The following is a 17,824-nucleotide window of genomic DNA, read 5'->3' as shown; positions in this document are numbered from 1 at the left end:
CAACTAATTAGAGGCATTACCGTTTTAACTGTGTTTTCAACCATAGTATAAATTCTCCATGGCAATCATTGGTCGCCATATTTATATTGTTATGTAGGGTAGGGTAGAGTTATTAAACACGTTGAAATTTGAATCAGGCTTTGCGCCTTTTTTCTATCGCCCACTTAAGCAGTGCCGCGGTACGATAAAAACCATGAGCAAACTTACCGTAAGGCAGGGTTAAAAACAGGGCCATCACCGTTCCCAGATGCACCGCCAGTAGCGCTCCCATCAGCGAAGTATCACGGCCAGCCAATAAGGCGATACCGGTGATACTCACCAATAGCAATAGCAGGATAAAACCACGGTCCATCGGTTTTTGCGCCGCGTCACCGTGGGCCGGATTACGGCGTAGATTCAGCCACAATAACCCTGCGGGGCCGATAATCAGCCCCACGCCACCCAGCGTACCCAATATCACCGGCACACTCAGCAGGTCATACGGCGCTTCCAGCCCCAGCAAGAAGTGATAACCGGTTGCGACTACCGTTGCGGCAAAACACAGCATAAAACCGTAAAACGTGAAGTGATGGAAACGGCGACGCCGCAACGTGAAGGCATCATCCTCATCGTTACAGCCTGCCCCATGACCACCATCCAGATAGGTCAAGGTCAACATATTCCGGGTGGTTTCCGCCACCGCGGATAGATTCCCCCCTTCCGATGAGATCTCTCGCCAGAATCTGCGGGTACTGAATAACAATGAACCGATAGAAAACAGGAACACGCTGCCAAACATCACCGCTAACAGGTTGTGCGGGAATATCTGATAAAAATCACCGGCCAGCGGCGCATGAATCAAGGTGCCTTCCAGGGCCATCACCAACAGCAAAAACAGCCCAATACCAAAAGCCAGCGCCAGCACCACCGCCATCCCTGCCCGCTTATACCAGGCACCGAAGCTGGCAGGCCAGGCATACTCCTGATAGGTTTCGACCCGCACTTTGGCCATCGCTTGCGGCACATTGACACCGAACTCATGAGGCGGTGCGTACTGACAGGCGTGCAGGCAGGCACCGCAGTTATGGCACAGATTCGCCAGGTAGTTGATATCAGCTTTGCCAAACGTCAGCCGGTAGGTCATGGCGGGGAAGACGGCACAAAATCCTTCGCAGTACCGGCAGGCATTGCAGATTTGCATCACCCGCTCCACTTCCTGCTCGTTGTCTGTCAGGGATTGTGCTTCACGGATCAATAATTCAAGCTGTTTCATGGCTAACCTCCCGCACTGCGGCCAGGGCCGCCTGATAACCAGCAATACGGCCAAAAGCCGTGCCAATAGACATTCCCACGCCAGCGGTATACCCCTTGCCTAGTACATTCCCCGCCATCATTTCTCCAGCGACAAACAGATTGCGGCTAGGCTGGCCGTTAAAATGGACGGCGGCATGCTCATTCACTTTTAAACCCAGGTAGGTAAAGGTGATCCCGGGTCGCAGGGCGTAGCCATAAAAAGGGGGGGTGTCGATCGGTAAAGCCCAGTGAGTTTTCGCCGGGGTCAGACCTAGGGTATGGCAATCGTCCAACACCGTATGATTGAACGTCCCTGATTGGCAGGCACGGTTGTAGGCGTCAATAGTCTGCACAAACGGCCCAGGCTCCAGACCGAGTTGCAAAGCCAGATCCGCCAGGTTATCGGCTTTTACACCGGGAAAAACCGGTGGCATAAACCGCCCAACGGCTTTGCTATCGATGATCGAATAACCAATTTGGCCGGGTTGTTGGGCGACTAAGCGGCCCCAGATCGCATAGCGTTTAGGCCAGAAATCTTCCCCTTCATCGTAAAAACGTTGGGACAGGCGATTGAGCATGACCCCCAGCGAAACGCAGTCGACGCGGGTGCATATCCCGCCGTCATACAACGGGGCACGGGCATCAATGGCCACGCAATGGGATTGTGAAGGATCGCCAATCACATCGGCCCCGGCGTCCATCATGAATTTGAGCAATACACCTTGATTGAAGCGGGTACCGCGGATCAGAAAGTTGTCCGCGGGCCATTCGCCTGCGGCATTTTGCCCCCAGGCTTTACGCAACCAAGCACGGTTGGATTCAAACCCACCAGCGGCTAACACGCAGGCACGGGCCTCAATGCGTTGCTCACCAATCCGTACCGCAACAAACTGCCCGTCTTGTAGCTCGATAGCATCCACCGGGCTGTGGTAGCGGATCACCACCCCCATTTTTTCGGCACTGCGATAGTAAGCATTAACCAATGCCTTACCGCCGCCCATAAAGAAGGCATTGGTACGGGCAACGTGCAGAGCACCGGAAAGCGGTGGTTGAAAATGGACACCGTGCTTTTTCATCCATTCCCGACAGGTCGATGACGCTCGGATCACCATTCTGGCCAAGGGTTCATTGGTCAACCCACCGGTCACTTTCAGCAAGTCTTGCCAGAACTCTTCTTCGGAATAGCTATCGACCAACACATCCTGTGGGGCATCATGCATACAACGTAAATTGCGCGTGTGCTGAGAATTGCCACCACGCCATTCTTTTGGCGCAGCCTCCAGCAATAATACTGACGCTCCGTTCTCCCGCGCCGTTAGCGCGGCACATAGAGCCGCATTGCCCCCACCAATGACCACAACGTCAAACATAGCCACCCTCTAGGTGTTATCCTTTTGTGATCAAAATGTAACCTCTGGCATCAAGGGCAGCTACGGGGCAATGCTTAACAGGGGTTTAGGATTAGTAAAGGGTCGCTCCCGGCCAATGGCCCTGCGTGACCAATTGACGGATCACGCTTTGCAATACGACTCTTGCCGCCAGACCAACGGGTGAAAGCTCATCATCGGAAAGACTGACCAGAAAATTGGGGCGGCTTAACACCGGGGTGTGTATTTCTATCACTTTGAGTTTGTCGTCCAGAATACGTGAGATCGCCGCACCGGGCTGAATGGTGGCCCCAAGCCCTTGGCGCACGGCATCCATCAACAGCGCCAGCCCATCTATCTCTGCCAGAATATTTAATTCCAACTGCTGACGGGCAAAGCTGGTATTCAACAACGCCCGCAAACCATGTGTCTGACTGGGTAAAATTAACGGCAGCGAGGCAAAGGCTTCAGGCGTCATCGGTTGGTCCTGAAAACGACCGACGATCTCCTGTGTGCCGATCAGGAACAATCGTTCTTCCAATACCGGGATCGCACTCCAGGTCTGTAACTTTTTATTCTGGAATACCACAGCCAGATCCAACTGGCGGGCTTTGATCATGGCAGCCAGATTACCCGACAGGCTCTCCACCACATGCAGACGGATATCGGCATAGCGCTCCCGCATTGCCAGAATAAACGGCAGCCCAAGAACAGAAGCGGTGCTTGGCGCCATTCCGACGCTGACGTGCCCAGAGAGCCGTGCCTGCTTAGCCGCACGCACGGCATCATCGGCATGGCGTAAAGTGAGTTGGGCCTGAGAGAAAAATGCCAGACCGGCATCGGTGGCCACAATACCGCGCGAGGTTCGTTGCAATAACCGAACTGACAGTTCGCTTTCAAGCCGGCTGATTTGCTGGCTCAAGGCCGAGACCCCCATATTCAGATCGAGCGCGGCCTGACCCATGCTGCCTAGCTCAACGGTTCGCACAAAATAACGTAACTGCCTTAATTCCACCTTGCTCTCCCAATGAGCCGTAACGCGTTTTCCCCATACTTATCACGGAAAAGCCAACGAGAGGGAGAGGTCTCTGGCATATCCGCAATTTCGTCACGCTACAACCCTCCACCATCCTGTATGATTACGGGCATTATCATGTCCAACTCAGGAGTCGCTATGTCTGTATCAGCCCGTAATCAACTTTCAGGTATCGTATCCGCCGTAGCTAATGGCGCAGTCAACGATGAAGTGGAGATCACTCTGTCAGGCGGAGAAAAATTGGTCGCGGTCGTGACCGCCAAGAGCCAGCAGTCTCTCGGCCTGGTTAACGGTAAAGAAGCCGTGGCCCTGATCAAGGCACCTTGGGTGATCCTGGCATCTGAAGATTGTGGCCTGCGTTTTTCTGCCCGCAATCAGTTTGCCGGGGCGGTCAGCGCGGTTGAGAAAGGTGCGGTCAACACCACCGTGCATGTTAAAACGGATGCAGGCTTCACGCTGACTTCGGTCATTACCAACGAAAGCCTGAGCGAGATGGCATTGGCCAGCGGTTCCAGAGTGATCGCACTGATCAAGGCCTCTTCCGTCCTGCTGGCCGTCAAGGCTTAAGCATAACCCATTGATCTTTTAGCGGGCGCAGCATGCTGTGCCCCTACGCCGTCATTTTGCGAACCACGTTGACCCGCCAGATACCAAAGCATACCAGCACCAACGCCAGGGCATAACGCCATTCCATGATGCTTTCCTGTAAGAAAATGGCCGACAGCACCGCACCGGAAACGGGTATCAGGAAATTGAACGGCGCGATCATGCCCACGCGGTTATATTTCAGCAGCAAACTCCAGAGTGCGAACGCGACCGATGACAGCAGCGCAAGGTAGCTCAGGATTGCCACTGACTCCCAACCGTGGAACGTCAGCCTGCCCCCTGCCAAATAACCGCCCACCGTCAGCATCACGCCACCAATGGCCAACTGCCAGCCAGTCATAATGGTCGGATCGACCGTTTGCGAAATACGTTTGCCGTATAGCGTGGCGGCAGACAGGATAAACGCGGCAATCACCACAAAACCATCCCCCAGCCAGCTAAAACTAAAGTCCATCAGTTGGCTGTTGAAGTTAACTACCATCACCCCAGTGAACCCCAGTACGCAGCCGACGATCTTGTTCAAGCTCAGGCGATCATTGTGATAGATGAAGTGCGCTAACAGCACGCTGAAGAACGTGCCGGTGGCATTCATGATCGACCCTTTAACCCCGGTGGTGTAGGCCAGACCGATATAGAAAAACACGTATTGCAGTGCCGTTTGTGTCCCGCCTAATACGACCAACTGCGAATACTGCCGCCGAGTCAAACGGCCGATGGCTTTCCCCTGCCACATGGCGAACGGCAGCAGTAATCCCCCGGCGATCACAAAACGATAGCCGGCAAACACAATTTTGCCGGGGAGATCGTCGGTGGCAATCTGGAAGATTTCATAGCCATTTTTAATGGCCGGATAGGCACTGCCCCACAGCAGACAGCAAAAAGCTGCACACAGCCAAACAAATTTCGGCTGGGTAAACAACGACACGTTAGTCTTCACGCCCCTTCCCTTTCAAAAAATTAAAATCCCGTTTCATAATTGCGTATTATCCGTCAAAACAAAAAAATAGCCCGTGCTTTAACGAACAATTTGCTTGAGCCTTCCGTGGTGACAACGCGTTATGATAGGGGCTGGAAAATCAAAGCTCAGGAGAACATGGCATGTCTACCGCAACCTTTAGCCGTTTAACGTCCCTTCTTGACCAACAACAGGCGCGCTATCGCGTGGTCGATCACCCCTCGGCAGGCAAATCCGAAGAAGTCGCCAAGATACGTGGGACCCAGTTAGGGCAAGGGGCGAAAGCGTTGGTGTGCCACGTGAAGGGCAACGGCATCAAGCAGCACGTGCTGGCTATCTTGCCCGCCGATCGGCAGGCCGATCTCGGTGCATTAGCGCAGGGTATCGGTGGTACCCGCGCCTCGCTGGCCAGCCCTGTCGAAGTCGAGCAACTGACTGACTGCGTGTTTGGTGCGATCCCACCGTTCAGCTTGCACCCGGATCTGTTGCTAGTGGCCGACCCACTGCTATTTGAACGCTTTGACGAGTTGGCCTTTAACGCGGGGACGCTGGAGCGCTCGCTGGTGCTCAACACTGAGGATTATCAGCGAATTGCCCAGCCTAGATTGGTGACGTTTATTCGCGCGGAGTGATTTAATCTTGGCGCTGCAACAGCTTGGCCATATTGATGGCCTCAATCAGCTGTGGGCGATTTACCCGTGGTGACTGGCTATCCAACAGACGTTGCCACAAGCCGATCGCCTTGGCATATTCCGTATGCAAAAAGGCATCGGCAGCCAGCAACATCAGCGCCGAGACCTCATCCTTATCCAGCGCCAAAGCCTGTTGTATATTGCTTTCCACCTGCGGGGTAATCCGCTGCCCGGCCTGATAATACAGTACCGTCGCCAGCGCCGAGTACAGTTCCGCATTCGGCCCCCGCAGAGCCAACGCCTGCTGGTAAGCCGCCTGGGCATCGGCAAAATTATCGTTAAACAGATAATATTCCCCCAACTGTGCCCACAACACGCTGTCTTGCGGTGACTGCTCGATCTGTTGCTGTAACTGCCGCAACTCGCTTTCTGCCTGCTGTTGAGGCGTGAGTGGTGGTACAGGCAGACTGCGCTTATGCTGTTCGGCCAATACCATGGCCGGGCGGCCACTGGCCACGTACCAAACCGCGGTGAGGCCCAGCACCAGTACGATACACAGCAGATGATAGATACGCGATTTCATTGCGTTTTCCTCCTCCATAGTACCAACCCGATCACTCCCAGCATCAACGGTGGCAGCCCCCAAAGTAGCAACGTCGAGACCTCGAGCGCGGGTTGATAACGCACAAAGTTGCCGTAGCGTGCCGTCATAAAATTAATGATTTCGGCCTGCGTTTTACCTTGTTCGGTCATGGCAAACACCTCGTGACGCATGGCTACCGCCGCCGGGGCATTGGACTCTAATAAACTTTGATTCTGGCATTGCGGGCAGCGGATCTGACCTGCCACCGCCAGCGCCCGTTCCTGTACTTCCGGCGTGGAGAATGCCCAGGTATCGACGATCTGGGCCGCCAGCGGTAACTGGATACTCCCCCACAGCACTAGAGCGGTTAACCAGCGCATTCTTGCCTCCTGTGCCAACCGGCGGACAATACGCCAATAATCATCAACGCCCCGCCCCACCAGATCCAACGGATACCGGTCTGCACATAAAAGCGCATGGCATAACGCTGTTCACCACTTTTTTCCCCCATTACCACATACCAGTCATGGAAGGCGTTCCAGTCGATCCCCGGTTCAAACATCTGTTGACGGCGGGCGGTGTAAAACCGTCGCTCCGGCGTCAATTGCGCCACGGGTTTGCCTTGCCGGGTGACCTCAATCACCGCTTGCTCGCTGGTGAAATTCGCCTGGGTCTGTAAATCTACCGAACGCAACGCAAACTGGTATCCCGCCAAAGTGACGGTTTCGCCCACGGTGACATTCAGGCTGACCTCATGGCGCTGCAACGCAGAACTCGCGATGCCCAACGCGGTCAACAACACCCCGGCATGGGCAATCCACTGGGCATAGCGCCGCCGTCTAAAGCCGCCGTAACACATCAATACCAGCCCCAACAGCCCGAACGGCAACAGCACCAGATTGAAATAAGGCGCGCCGACCGAGATCTGCCCCCAGCCCATCATCCGGTAAAACATCGGGTATAAGGTGCCCACCAGCACAATCAAGGCAGCGGAACTGAGGAGTAACAACGCACCGAGTAACGCAGGATTCACCGGCGACGTGGCAGATTTCCCCCGGTTGGCGCGTAACGCATAAATCAAAAATGAGGAGCCGCTAAGGAACGCAAACAGGATAAACAGCGGCAACGCACGTTGCTCATCCAGCGCAAAGGCGTGCACCGAAACCAGGATACCGGAACGAACAATCAGGGTGCCCAACAGGCTAAGGACAAAGGTGCCCAACGTCAGCAATAGCGACCAATGGCGCAGTCCGCCGGTACGCTGTCCGACCGCCAGGCTATGTAACAGGGCGGTCGCGGTCAGCCAAGGGAGTAACGAAGCATTCTCCACCGGATCCCAGAACCACCAGCCCCCCCAGCCCAACTCGCTGTAAGCCCACCAGGAACCCAAAATGATCCCGGCAGTGAGGAAACACCAGGCCGGTTTGGCCCAGCGCAGACACTGCCCGGCAATCTGGGCGTTGAATTCCCCTTGCAGCAAGGCGACCAGCATCAGAGCGCAACAGGTGGCAAACCCGGCATAACCCAGATAGAGCAGCGGAGGATGCAGGATCAGGCCGATATGTTGCAGCATCGGGTTCAGATCGCGCCCTTGTGCCGCAACGGGAAACAGGCGAACAAAAGGATCGGAGAAGCACAGGATGAACAGCAGGAAACAGCCGACGATCAGCGCCAAAATGGCCAGAGTGAGCGGCTGGAGTGAACGCATTGATTTGGGGCTGAACAGCGCAAAGCAGGCAGACCAACCGGCCAGGCACAGCAGCCACAGCAGCAGCGAGCCTTCGTGTCCGCCCCACAGTGCCCCGGCTTTCATTAACGGTGGCAATTGGCTGTGACCATGTTGCGCTACGTACATGACCGAGAAGTCATTACGCAAAAACAGCTGTAGCAGAATGGCGAAAGACAGGGCGATGAGCACAAAGATGGCCAGGCTCCAGCCACGAACTGGTAATAGCCCACGCCAACGGCGGCTTAGCAAAGCCAACAGCGTGATGCCAGCCAGCGAGAGCGATGCCACGCAGGCCAGCAGTAACGCCATAAATCCCAGTTCGGGTAACCACAACACATCTACCGCCTTATTCTCTTCTATCTGTCCTGCTCTACCCTATGGATTTCAAGTCGCAGCTAGGCGACAAGCTTGTTCATCCCCAGGAGCTTACTTTTAGTAAGTGACTGGGGTGGGCAAGTGCAGGTAACAACGCTGCGGCTTGAAAGACGACGGGTAAGCGTTCAGGCAACGGTCATCTGCCCGGCATACAGAATAAAATAACGCAGCAACAGCACGCCACACAGGCTGGCGCCGCTGATCACCAGGATCTGGAAATACGCTTTCCCCCAGCCCAGGGCTTTCAGCAGCAATGGCATCACCAGCCCACAGCCGACGACGCCAAGCCAGAACCACCAGGCCCAGAATCCGCCGCCAAGTGCGGCAGCCAGCGAACGTAGTTTGCCATCATCCCCCAGCCCCAGACCGATGAAAAATGCCGCCAGCAGGAAGATCTCCAACCACACCACCGGCGTTTCCAAACGATGCAGGAAATGCACCTCCCGGCTGTGCAGATGGCCTTTCGGCCCGCAGGCGGCCACCAGCAATGCCACCGCAATCCCGGACGAAACGCCAGAGAACAGGAACAGCACCGGCAACAGCGGGTTATTCAGCATCGGGTATGACTTCAGCGCCGAGAGCAGGAAGCCGGTATAAGCGCCCAACAGCACCGCCAGCACCAGCATCACCGTTTCGATTGGCCGCAGCAGCGGCAGCAAGCGCTGCAACAGGCGTGGGATCACTGCCAACTTTGGCAGCCAGCGCTGTTGCAGTGCCGCCACCTCGTCACGGAAGATCAGCGCCAGCCAGACCACCAGTACCAGCATGTAGACCTGAAACAGCATCACCCCCATCGACATCACCGAGGTAAAGCTGTAGTGGAACATCAGCTTCCAGAAGGTCCACGGGCGGGTCAGGTGGAAGACCAGGATCAGCAGCCCAAGCAGCACCGAGGTTGGCGCGACAAACAGCGTGGTCAACATCACCCGGCTGCTTGCCGTCCCCTCCTCTGGATGATAACGGCGCAACAGGATAGCCAGCGTGACCAAACCGGCGGAGATGCCGATCAGAAACAGGTAGATCGCGATGGGCCAGTCCCAGACCAGAGAGTCAAAATGAAATGCGGAAGTCATTGGCTGGTCTCCCCATATTTAAACGGCACGCGATACATTTTTGGCCGGGTCCCTAGCGCGATCTTGTAGCGATAAGTGGTCTTTTGCTGCAACAAGCGCGAGATATCACTGTTTGGGTCATCCAGATTGCCAAAGGTTAATGCCTTGGTCGGACACGACAGCACACAGGCTGGCTGCTTGCCCTGACGCAGGTTGGTCTTGCGGCAAAAGTCGCATTTATCCGCCGTTTTACTCACCGGATGAATAAAGCGCACCCGGTAAGGGCACGCGGCGATGCAGTATTGGCAACCAACGCACAGATCCGGGTTCACATCGACAATGCCACTGGCGGCATCGATAAACGAGGCTCCCGTCGGGCAGACATGCACACAGGGAGCGTCATCGCAGTGCTGGCACGAATGGCGGAAAAACCGGTATTTCACCTCCGGAAATTGGCCTATCGGTTCGCTACGGATAATCTCCAGGCGTGATACGCCCACCGGCACCTGATTGACTTCACGGCAGGCATCCATACAGGCGGTACAGCCGATGCAGCGCGACTCATCGTGGATCATGCCGTAGCGGATGCCATTGACGTTCATGGTGCGCGCCAACAGCTTTTCCGCCACGCTCGAACCCGCGGCCAATACGCCCATTCCTACGATAAAACGGCGCCGTGAGCAGCTCATGGCTGCCCCTTATCCAGCCTTACGGACGCTGGATTAAACGCGGGATCATCCTGTTGTTGACGATGGCAGTCGACGCAGAGCTTGATCCGGCCTTTGTCGTTCAGCCCCTGTACCTTATCCTGCTGCGGGTGCAGCGTATGGCAACTGGCACAGCTGACCTTGGCCAAATGCACATCATGCGGCCAGAAGGCTTTTTGCAGCGTCTCTGGCAAATGGCAGGACATGCAAACGCTGTTTTGCTGTTCCACGCCGAACATCGGCTCGTTGAAACGCATCACGTCCTTCACGCCCTCACGGTGATGCAGCGAGGGTGAACCGTGGCAGTTGGTACAGGTCAGCGGTAATTTATTATTCGGGTTAACCGCTCCCGCATGTTTGCCGTGCATCGCATTCTGCTGCGGCTTATGGCAGCGCAAGCAGGCCTCATCCGGATTACGTTGCAAGGTGACTTCCGCCGATGGCTGCTGCACCGCGGGGCTGTCGGTCTGGGCCGATACCGGTAATACTGTCAGCCAAAGGCTACAAGCAAGCACCCCGGTAGTTAATAACGAACGCAGTACGCTCATATTGACTCCATTTGTTTACGCCCCGCGCACGGGGCGGAGGGGTTATTTGCCTAACAGCCCGGCTTTACGTGCCTGTTCATCCCACTGCGGTACCACCGTCTTGAGGAACTCCTGCTTTTCGGCATTCAACTGTGGCATATCCATACCTACCGCCAACTGGGCCTTTTCCTTGGTGGAAATGTCTGGCAGTTGGATTTCATGGGTGATGCCCTTGGTCGCCAACAGGCGAATGAGCTGAGTACGAGCCTGTGCTGCCTGATCGAGTGCGGTGCCCAGGATGCGCAACGCAACTTCTGGCGCATGCATATGAATACCGTGGGAAGCGATGGCAAAGTCCCAACGCCATTGCGCATGACGGATGTGGGTCAGGATCGGTTTCATCTCGGCTTCGGTAGCACCGGCATCCCAGGCCGCCTTCGCTTCGAAGTGGGCGTGAACCAGTTGGTCTTCCACCTTCAGCTTGATCTCGTTGATATCCTGCTTACGTTTTTCAACCACCGCCTGCATGCTGGCTTTATCCTGGGTGTGGCAGTTTTTGCAGGTCTGATCGAAGTTATCGAACGGATTGCCAATCTTGTGATCGGTATAGATCTTGCCTTGGGCGTTTTGCACTTTCGGCATATGGCAGTCGATACAGGTGACGTTGTTCTTGCCGTGGATACCCGCGCTCCAGGTTTCATATTCCGGGTGCTGGGCCTTGAGCAGTGGTGTTTTGGACAGTGGGTTAGTCCAGTCAGAGAACTCGATTTTGTCGTAATAGACTTCCATATCATCGACCGTAGTGCCCTTGTCCCAAGGGAACTTCACCGCTTTGTCTTTACCATCAAAGTAGTATTCAACGTGGCACTGCCCGCACACCATTGATTGCTGATCGAAGCGGCCAGCCTGCTCAAACGGCTTACCGATCGTTTCCATGGCGCGAGCCGCGTAAGGGCGGGAAAGGTGCAGCGCAGGCTTGCCAGCGGCAAAATCGGCGGAAGCGGTATTGTGGCAATCCGCACAGCCGAGATTGTTGACGATTTCCGGCCCGCCACGCGCCCATTTACCGTGGAAATAGCTCGCTTCGCCCTGTTCGGCGATCACCCTGGCGACGTCCGGGCTTTTACAGCTCCAGCAGGCCATCGGCAACGGGCCGTCTTCTGCGGTTTTTGGTGCGCCGGTCCGCAAGGTTTCACGGATATCCGTTATGGCATAGGCGTGGCCACGTGGCTTGTTGTAATCCTTGGCGAAGGGGTATCCGGCCCAGAGGATGACCAGACGCGGGTCGCCGGCCAAGGCGTCCACCCGTTCAGACTGCTCGGACGTCGCCTTCCAGGACTGATATTGGTCAGGGTGAGGTGCAGAGAAGGTTTCATTCTTGGCTTCAACCTTCTGCGGCGTGGCAGCAGGTGTCGCTTGCGCCTGTGCCGAAAAAGAGAGAAATACCGCGTACATCCCTGCCAGAAATAGCATCAATAACTTGCTTACCTTGTTCATAAGCATCCCATCCATTTTGCCTGCTTGAGAGCAGTGCTTTTATTAGTAGTTAAGTTCTTGTTAGAACATATTTTCGACATTACACCGTGCGTAGGGATACCATAGACCACACAAAAAATGTTGTCTTTGGTCAAGTTCTACCGGGTTGTTAAGTTGTTGATTAAATTTTGCGAGGTAGCGCAAACTCGAACTAACTCTTTGTAGTTACAGGAAAATAACCAATTAGAGGTATAAAGAAAGTGATGGGGAGTGCTTGCAGATCCACCTAACCCCAGCCCTTTCCCCAAAAAGGAGAGGGAGCAGTCCGGAGTTGGGGTCAGGTATAGAATTTTTTCTGATGTGGAAGATGAATGCAGTAACTACAAAGTGGCACGTTCGGTCCCCTCTCCCTGTGGGAGAGGGTTGGCGTGAGGGGATAGATGGCTTACCACTTTGCCTGATTAAGGCTCAGAACCGCATGGGCATTGCTGGCGCTGGTGGCGATCACATCAATAATGCCCGAGCGCAGTGCGGCCAGTATCGCCGTGGCTTTGGTATTTTCAGACGCGATGGCAATCACTATCGGGATGCGGCGCAACTGCTCCAGACCCAAACCAATTACCCGGTCATTCATCACGGTATCCACCGGCTTCCCCTGGATGTCCAGGAAGGCATAACCCGCGATATCACCAACCACGCCCTGCTTCTGCCGCGCGGTGATAATCTCCTGCGAGGTAAACCAACCGAGCTGCACCATAAAGCTGTTTTCGTTCATATCCCCCAGGCCCACCAGCGCGATATCTGCCCTGCTGGCCCGCCCGATGGTTTCCTCGATCAGCCGATTCTGCATAAACGCCGATTTTAGCTCGGGAGTTTCCACATAGGCCGGGGCGTACAGCGTTTCGCTGCTGGCATTGAATTTACGCGCCAGATGACGGCTGATGTGATCGGCATCGATCAGTTCGCCTTCACGCCGGGTGCCGCCAATGCCGCAGATAAATTTGCACTCGCGCTCGGGGAACACGCCAACATGGCTGGCCACCGCGGCCACGTTACGGCCTTGTCCTACGGCAACGGTCATGCCATTTTTCAGGCTGGCAGACAGGTAGGTGGAAACCAGAGAAGCCACCTGCTGGCGCTGCTCGTTTTCATCGGGGTGATCCAGCGCGATCAGGGCTCGTTTAATGCCAAAGCTTTTGATCAACTGCTGTTCTATCTGCGAACTGAATACCGGATGGTAACGCACATTGATTTCGACAATCCCTTCCGCCCGCGCCCGCTTGAGCAGCCGCCCCACTTTAATCCGCGAGATGCCAAACCGACTGGCTATCTCCTCCTGGGTCTGCTCATTTTCGTAATACGCCACCGCGATCTCCGTCAGGAGTTCGCCGTCTGAATCAGATTCTCTCATGATTTAACTCATTGCTCTGTCGTGATCGGTTGATAACACACCCTGCTCGTCCAACATTGCCGAGACACTTTGTATCAGTTGGCAGAAGTCTGCGGCAAGCCATGCGGCTCTGCCAATAAACAGTCCATCAATATCCGCACAGCGGATCAGTTGGCAGGTATTTTGTGGATTAACACTCCCGCCGTACAACAAGGTCACGCTCTGCGCGATTTGGCTGCCATAGCGAGCGACCAAGGCCTGGCGTAGCGCATGATGGATTGCCTGGGCCTCCTCTGCCGAGGCTGGCGTGCCGCCTTCGCCAATGGCCCATACCGGTTCATAGGCAATAATGACGCTTGCTACCTGCGAGGTGCTCAGCCCGGCCAGTGCGATCTTCATCTGGCGGATCACGCTCTCACTGGAAACACCCCACTCTTTTTCCTGCAAGCTGTCACCCACACACACCAAGGGACGCAGGTTATGGCGCAATGCACTGTGCACCTTTTTATTGATATCCGCATCATTCTCGGCAAAAAAGTGACGCCGCTCCGAATGGCCCAGCTCCACCAGCGTGGCTGCGCAATCAGCCACCATGGCGGCCGAGACTTCGCCCGTCCAGGCACCCGCATCGGCATAATGTATATTTTGCGCGCCCGTCAGGCAATCGACGCCCTGCCGCTGCAACCGTTCGGTGACTTCCCTGATCAGGGTGAAAGGCGGAATAACAAAAGGTTGAATAAATGGCCCTGCCGAGTCGTTCAGTTGGCTCGCCAATACCTCGCAGTAGTCTATGGCCTGTTGCAGCGTTTTGTTCATCTTCCAACTGGTACCGATCATGATCTTTTTCATTTGCTCTCCTTTGTTGCCTTAGCGCGCTTTCACAACAGCGTAACAAAAGCTCATTAACGAAACTTATAATTATAGAAAAAAACATCTATCACATCACGACATCAGCTTTTAGATCGGAATTTTGCGGTATATGTGATCGAAATCGGAGTTTTTTCCTGTAACAAGCTTACCATCAACCACATCAAAAGATCACCAACTGAACTTTTGAACATCAAAATAATCCGATTCAAGCAAAAGGTGAACGTATGTCCATTGTGAAAAAACCCGTTGTTGCTCTGACCATTGGCGATCCTGCTGGCGTTGGCCCAGAAATCTCCATTGCCACCATGATGGACCAAGGCGTGTATGAAGAGTGTCATCCGTTCCTGATCGGCTCGGTGCCTATCATCAAGCGCGCCATGGCGATCAAAAACTGTGACTTTGCGATCAACGTCATCACCTCACCTCGCGAGGCGAAATTTACCTTTGGGACGTTGGACGTGCTGGAAACTGGCGACTACGACTGTGACAGCATCGAATGGGGCAAAATCCAGCAGTTGGCCGGACAGATGTCACTCGATTACGTGATGAAATCCATCGAGTTGGGTATGGCGGGTCTGGTGGATGTGGTCTCTACCGCGCCAATCCATAAAGAAGCCATCAAGCTGGCCGGCTGCAAACTGCCGGGGCATACCGAGATTTTCCAGGTTGAAACCGGCTCCGATTACGGCCTGACCATGTTCCACGTGCAAAAGCTCCGCGTGTTCTTCGTCAGCCGTCATATGGCGCTGAAAGATGCCTGCGACTACGCCAACAAAGAGCGCGTGTTGGCCTGCGTACAACAGATCCACCATGAGTTCACCGCGTTAAATATCAAAAACCCACGCATCGCGGTCGCTGCGCTGAACCCACATGCTTCCGATAACGGTCTGTTTGGTCATGAAGAAAGAGACAACCTGATCCCGGCGGTAAAAGCGGCTCAGGAAATGGGAATTAACGCCATTGGACCAATCCCGGCGGACTCGGTGTTCCATATCGGCAAACAGGGTACCTACGACGCCATTCTTTCGCTGTACCACGATCAGGGGCACATCGCCTGCAAAACGCTCGATTTTGAACGTTCGATCACTATTACTTTCGGCCTGCCGTTCATGCGTAGCTCGGTGGATCACGGCACCGCCTTCGATATTGCAGGCACCGGCAAGGCGGGCACCGTCAGCATGTTGGAATCGACCCTGGTTGCCAGCCGCTACTGGAAAATGAAGCACCAGTCATAGCTCATTCGACATGATAAGGATAAACCAATGAACCGTTATCTCGAAGTAACCAGAGGGAGTAGAGGCTGGGGCGGGCCTCTGGCAGTGCAGGTGGTGCCAGGGAAAAAAATCGCCTATATCACCGGAGGGATCCGTCCCGCCGTCGTTGACCGGTTGATGGAACTGACCGGTTGGGAATCTGTGGACGTGTTTAAACACGGCGAACCCGCAGAGCAGGAAATTGGCTTGATGGTGATTGACTGCGGGGGAACGCTGCGCTGCGGTCTCTACCCCAAGCGGGGCATTCCGACCATCAACCTGCATCCGACGGGCAAGACAGGTCCGTTGGCCATGTATATTCGCGAAGACATCTATGTGTCCGGCGTTACGCCAGCCGGCATTCACTTGTGCAGCGAAGGTGGCCATGAGGGCCAGTTGGGGATTGTTGCGGATGACCTGACCGGAGCCACCACCCTTGGCGTGGTGTTGGCGCGCAGCGGGATCAAAACGGCGGCGTTCTTCGATACCGACTCCTTTACTGCCAGTGAATCCACATGGCAAGCCATGGTGATCAGCAGCGACAGCCGCCCATTACCAAAAGCCGAAGCGCAAAGCCGCGTGCGCAATGCCACCCAGATGCTCCAGGCACGCGGGGCGCGCTACTTTACCAAACGTGTGGATACCACTTTACGCGGCGGTATCGGCTTTGAAATTGATGCGATGCTGGAAGTGCTGCCGCAGGAAACCGTAGCCGTGGTCGTGCCCGCCATGCCGCAATCGCGCCGCATTCTGGTCGGCGGCTATTCGGTTATCGACTCTATCGCCCTCTCCTGCACCGACGTAGCGAAGGATGTGCGCACCCCGGTGACCGAAACCTTCGTCCCTGACTTGTTGCGTGCCCAAACGCACCATCAGGTCAGCCATATTCCGCTCTCTTGCGTGCTGAAAGGCCACGATCGCATCGGCGAAGCCTTGATAGCCCAACAGCAAGCCGGGTCGCGGGTGATCGTGGTAGATGCGATTTCGCTCAACGATGTGGAAAATATTGCTCAGGCCGTGGTTAATCTCAACTGGAACGTACTGGCCGTCGATCCTGGCCCCTTCACCGAGCGGCTGGCATGGGCGCGGGGCATGGTACATAACGATGGCCGCAGCGAGAAACCGAGCTTGCCGAAAAGCCAGCAGCAAGGCTCAATCATTGCGGTAGCAGGCAGCGCAACACCGGTCACCAAAAGGCAGCTCAAGGCGCTGATCGAGCATGACGAGCGTGTTTGCCATATCCCGGTGGATGCGGAATTGTTGCTCGACAAGGAGCATGCCGCCGATATTGAAGTCGAGCGTGTGGTATTGCAGGCCCAAGAGTGTGTGCGCAACCATCAGAATGCCATTTTTGTGTTTGAATCTGCTCTGACCGGCCGCCTGCTGGATCTCAATGAAGAAGAACAGCGCTTTGGTCTGGCACATGGTGAAGCGGCAGAAAATATCAACCAGGGGTTGGGTAATATCGTCAAGGCGGTACTGCGTTGTGCTGGCCCGGAAATCCGCGGGTTATATATGACGGGCGGCGACACCATGGTGAGCGTATTAAAACAGCTCGGCGCCAGCGGCATTGAAATGGTGGATTATGTTATTCCCCAGACCGACCTGGTGAAAATTATCGGTGGAGAATATGAAGGGCTGGTCTGCGTCGGTAAAGGTGGATTAACCGGGCCAGATGATGTGACTAATACCATTATCGAACATATTCACCGGGAAGCCATGCAGTAATTAAGTAGCAATAAACATGTTTTTTGGCATGGGCTAATTACAGCCCAGAGATAGCTCTACCCTACAATAAGAGAAACGCCATGAAAAATATCGCCATATTCGACAAAATGAACAAGGTTCCCGGCGGGCTGATTATTATCCCTCTGATAACAGCAATATTGATCAATACGTTCTTCCCGGAAATACTGAAAATCGGTGGGCCGACCAGCGCGTTGTTTAAATCGGGTTCCAGCGCCATGATGGGCATATACCCGTGATCATTGAAG

17 protein-coding genes and 1 pseudogene are annotated in these 17,824 nt (G+C 54.9%); 5 read left to right on the top strand and 13 right to left on the bottom strand.

All coding sequences use genetic code 11. From position 1 onward, the window contains the following. Positions 1–133: 133 nt before the first annotated feature. The 3 genes from tcuB to U869_RS0124115 form a co-directional block, all read right to left on the bottom strand. Entirely contained in the window at positions 134–1,252 is a 1,119-nt protein-coding gene (gene tcuB, locus U869_RS0124125) for a tricarballylate utilization 4Fe-4S protein TcuB (protein WP_025123746.1), read from the bottom strand. Further along, positions 1,239–2,642: an FAD-dependent tricarballylate dehydrogenase TcuA gene (gene tcuA / locus U869_RS0124120; RefSeq protein ID WP_025123745.1), complete on the bottom strand. Its 1,404-nt coding sequence runs from the start codon at positions 2,640–2,642 to the stop codon at positions 1,239–1,241. The genes tcuB and tcuA overlap by 14 nt, the downstream gene beginning before the upstream one ends. A 91-nt stretch (positions 2,643–2,733) precedes the next feature. After that, positions 2,734–3,654, bottom strand: a complete 921-nt coding sequence (locus tag U869_RS0124115) for a LysR family transcriptional regulator (protein ID WP_029988505.1) — start codon at positions 3,652–3,654, stop codon at positions 2,734–2,736. Between the two features lie 159 nt (positions 3,655–3,813). Between U869_RS0124115 and U869_RS0124110 the strand changes: the two genes are divergently transcribed. Continuing rightward, complete coding sequence (locus U869_RS0124110) at positions 3,814–4,242, top strand: molybdopterin-binding protein (RefSeq protein WP_025123744.1); 429 nt, start codon at positions 3,814–3,816, stop codon at positions 4,240–4,242. Positions 4,243–4,285: 43 nt separating this feature from the next. Here the strand turns inward: U869_RS0124110 and U869_RS0124105 are convergent, their stop codons facing one another. After that, the gene (locus tag U869_RS0124105; RefSeq protein WP_025123743.1) at positions 4,286–5,218 is read right to left on the bottom strand and encodes a DMT family transporter; all 933 of its coding nucleotides are present in this window, start codon (positions 5,216–5,218) and stop codon (positions 4,286–4,288) included. Between the two features lie 161 nt (positions 5,219–5,379). Between U869_RS0124105 and U869_RS0124100 the strand changes: the two genes are divergently transcribed. Beyond that, the gene (locus U869_RS0124100; RefSeq protein ID WP_025123742.1) at positions 5,380–5,868 is read left to right on the top strand and encodes a YbaK/prolyl-tRNA synthetase associated domain-containing protein; all 489 of its coding nucleotides are present in this window, start codon (positions 5,380–5,382) and stop codon (positions 5,866–5,868) included. Between the two features lies 1 nt (position 5,869). On the opposite strand, the gene U869_RS0124095 is transcribed toward U869_RS0124100, so the two are convergent. The 9 genes from U869_RS0124095 to U869_RS0124055 all read right to left on the bottom strand — a co-directional run bounded on the left by U869_RS0124095 (position 5,870) and on the right by U869_RS0124055 (position 14,556). Further along, positions 5,870–6,451 carry a hypothetical protein gene (locus U869_RS0124095; RefSeq protein ID WP_025123741.1) on the bottom strand — a complete coding sequence of 194 codons (582 nt, stop codon included), beginning with the start codon at positions 6,449–6,451 and terminating at the stop codon, positions 5,870–5,872. Then, positions 6,448–6,831, bottom strand: a complete 384-nt coding sequence (locus U869_RS31995; RefSeq protein WP_025123740.1) for a cytochrome c-type biogenesis protein CcmH — start codon at positions 6,829–6,831, stop codon at positions 6,448–6,450. Before U869_RS31995 ends, U869_RS0124095 begins: the two co-directional genes overlap by 4 nt. Continuing rightward, the gene (gene nrfE / locus U869_RS0124085; protein ID WP_051588720.1) at positions 6,819–8,489 is read right to left on the bottom strand and encodes a heme lyase NrfEFG subunit NrfE; all 1,671 of its coding nucleotides are present in this window, start codon (positions 8,487–8,489) and stop codon (positions 6,819–6,821) included. Before nrfE ends, U869_RS31995 begins: the two co-directional genes overlap by 13 nt. A gap of 191 nt (positions 8,490–8,680) precedes the next feature. Continuing rightward, positions 8,681–9,628, bottom strand: a complete 948-nt coding sequence (gene nrfD / locus U869_RS0124080) for a cytochrome c nitrite reductase subunit NrfD (RefSeq protein ID WP_025123738.1) — start codon at positions 9,626–9,628, stop codon at positions 8,681–8,683. Then, complete coding sequence (gene nrfC / locus U869_RS0124075; RefSeq protein WP_025123737.1) at positions 9,625–10,296, bottom strand: cytochrome c nitrite reductase Fe-S protein; 672 nt, start codon at positions 10,294–10,296, stop codon at positions 9,625–9,627. Before nrfC ends, nrfD begins: the two co-directional genes overlap by 4 nt. Further along, a complete protein-coding gene (nrfB, locus tag U869_RS0124070) occupies positions 10,293–10,862 on the bottom strand; it encodes a cytochrome c nitrite reductase pentaheme subunit (protein ID WP_025123736.1) in 570 nt (189 codons plus the stop codon). Before nrfB ends, nrfC begins: the two co-directional genes overlap by 4 nt. Before the next feature lie 42 nt (positions 10,863–10,904). Further along, positions 10,905–12,296, bottom strand: coding sequence for an ammonia-forming nitrite reductase cytochrome c552 subunit (gene nrfA / locus U869_RS0124065; RefSeq protein ID WP_255330524.1), 1,392 nt, complete (start codon positions 12,294–12,296; stop codon positions 10,905–10,907). A 466-nt stretch (positions 12,297–12,762) separates the two neighbouring features. Next, entirely contained in the window at positions 12,763–13,728 is a 966-nt protein-coding gene (locus tag U869_RS0124060) for a sugar-binding transcriptional regulator (protein WP_025123734.1), read from the bottom strand. 3 nt (positions 13,729–13,731) lie between these two features. Further along, complete coding sequence (locus tag U869_RS0124055; RefSeq protein WP_025123733.1) at positions 13,732–14,556, bottom strand: triose-phosphate isomerase; 825 nt, start codon at positions 14,554–14,556, stop codon at positions 13,732–13,734. Between the two features lie 245 nt (positions 14,557–14,801). Here U869_RS0124055 and pdxA point away from each other — a divergent pair, with 245 nt between their 5' ends. The 3 genes and pseudogenes from pdxA to U869_RS31090 all read left to right on the top strand — a co-directional run. Beyond that, on the top strand, positions 14,802–15,812 hold the full coding sequence (gene pdxA, locus U869_RS0124050) for a 4-hydroxythreonine-4-phosphate dehydrogenase PdxA (RefSeq protein WP_025123732.1): 1,011 nt from the start codon (positions 14,802–14,804) through the stop codon (positions 15,810–15,812). A 27-nt stretch (positions 15,813–15,839) separates the two neighbouring features. After that, a complete protein-coding gene (locus U869_RS0124045) occupies positions 15,840–17,558 on the top strand; it encodes a four-carbon acid sugar kinase family protein (protein ID WP_025123731.1) in 1,719 nt (572 codons plus the stop codon). An 80-nt stretch (positions 17,559–17,638) separates the two neighbouring features. Further along, positions 17,639–17,809 (top strand): annotated as a pseudogene (locus U869_RS31090) (2-keto-3-deoxygluconate permease); the annotation flags it as partial. Between the last annotated feature and the right edge of the window lie 15 nt (positions 17,810–17,824).

Source organism: Serratia sp. H1w (genome assembly GCF_000633355.1).
GTDB lineage: Bacteria > Pseudomonadota > Gammaproteobacteria > Enterobacterales > Enterobacteriaceae > Chania.
This window is presented reverse-complemented; position numbering and strand designations above follow the sequence as displayed.

Bases quoted from the DNA above. Each gene is read 5' to 3' on its own strand.
- tcuB (WP_025123746.1), bottom strand. From the start codon at position 1,252: ATGAAACAGCTTGAATTATTGATCCGTGAAGCACAATCCCTGACAGAC.
- tcuA (WP_025123745.1), bottom strand. From the start codon at position 2,642: ATGTTTGACGTTGTGGTCATTGGTGGGGGCAATGCGGCTCTATGTGCC.
- U869_RS0124110 (WP_025123744.1), top strand. From the start codon at position 3,814: ATGTCTGTATCAGCCCGTAATCAACTTTCAGGTATCGTATCCGCCGTA.
- U869_RS0124100 (WP_025123742.1), top strand. From the start codon at position 5,380: ATGTCTACCGCAACCTTTAGCCGTTTAACGTCCCTTCTTGACCAACAA.
- U869_RS0124095 (WP_025123741.1), bottom strand. From the start codon at position 6,451: ATGAAATCGCGTATCTATCATCTGCTGTGTATCGTACTGGTGCTGGGC.
- U869_RS31995 (WP_025123740.1), bottom strand. From the start codon at position 6,831: ATGCGCTGGTTAACCGCTCTAGTGCTGTGGGGGAGTATCCAGTTACCG.
- nrfE (WP_051588720.1), bottom strand. From the start codon at position 8,489: ATGGCGTTACTGCTGGCCTGCGTGGCATCGCTCTCGCTGGCTGGCATC.
- nrfD (WP_025123738.1), bottom strand. From the start codon at position 9,628: ATGACTTCCGCATTTCATTTTGACTCTCTGGTCTGGGACTGGCCCATC.
- nrfC (WP_025123737.1), bottom strand. From the start codon at position 10,296: ATGAGCTGCTCACGGCGCCGTTTTATCGTAGGAATGGGCGTATTGGCC.
- nrfB (WP_025123736.1), bottom strand. From the start codon at position 10,862: ATGAGCGTACTGCGTTCGTTATTAACTACCGGGGTGCTTGCTTGTAGC.
- nrfA (WP_255330524.1), bottom strand. From the start codon at position 12,296: ATGTACGCGGTATTTCTCTCTTTTTCGGCACAGGCGCAAGCGACACCT.
- U869_RS0124060 (WP_025123734.1), bottom strand. From the start codon at position 13,728: ATGAGAGAATCTGATTCAGACGGCGAACTCCTGACGGAGATCGCGGTG.
- U869_RS0124055 (WP_025123733.1), bottom strand. From the start codon at position 14,556: ATGAAAAAGATCATGATCGGTACCAGTTGGAAGATGAACAAAACGCTG.
- pdxA (WP_025123732.1), top strand. From the start codon at position 14,802: ATGTCCATTGTGAAAAAACCCGTTGTTGCTCTGACCATTGGCGATCCT.
- U869_RS0124045 (WP_025123731.1), top strand. From the start codon at position 15,840: ATGAACCGTTATCTCGAAGTAACCAGAGGGAGTAGAGGCTGGGGCGGG.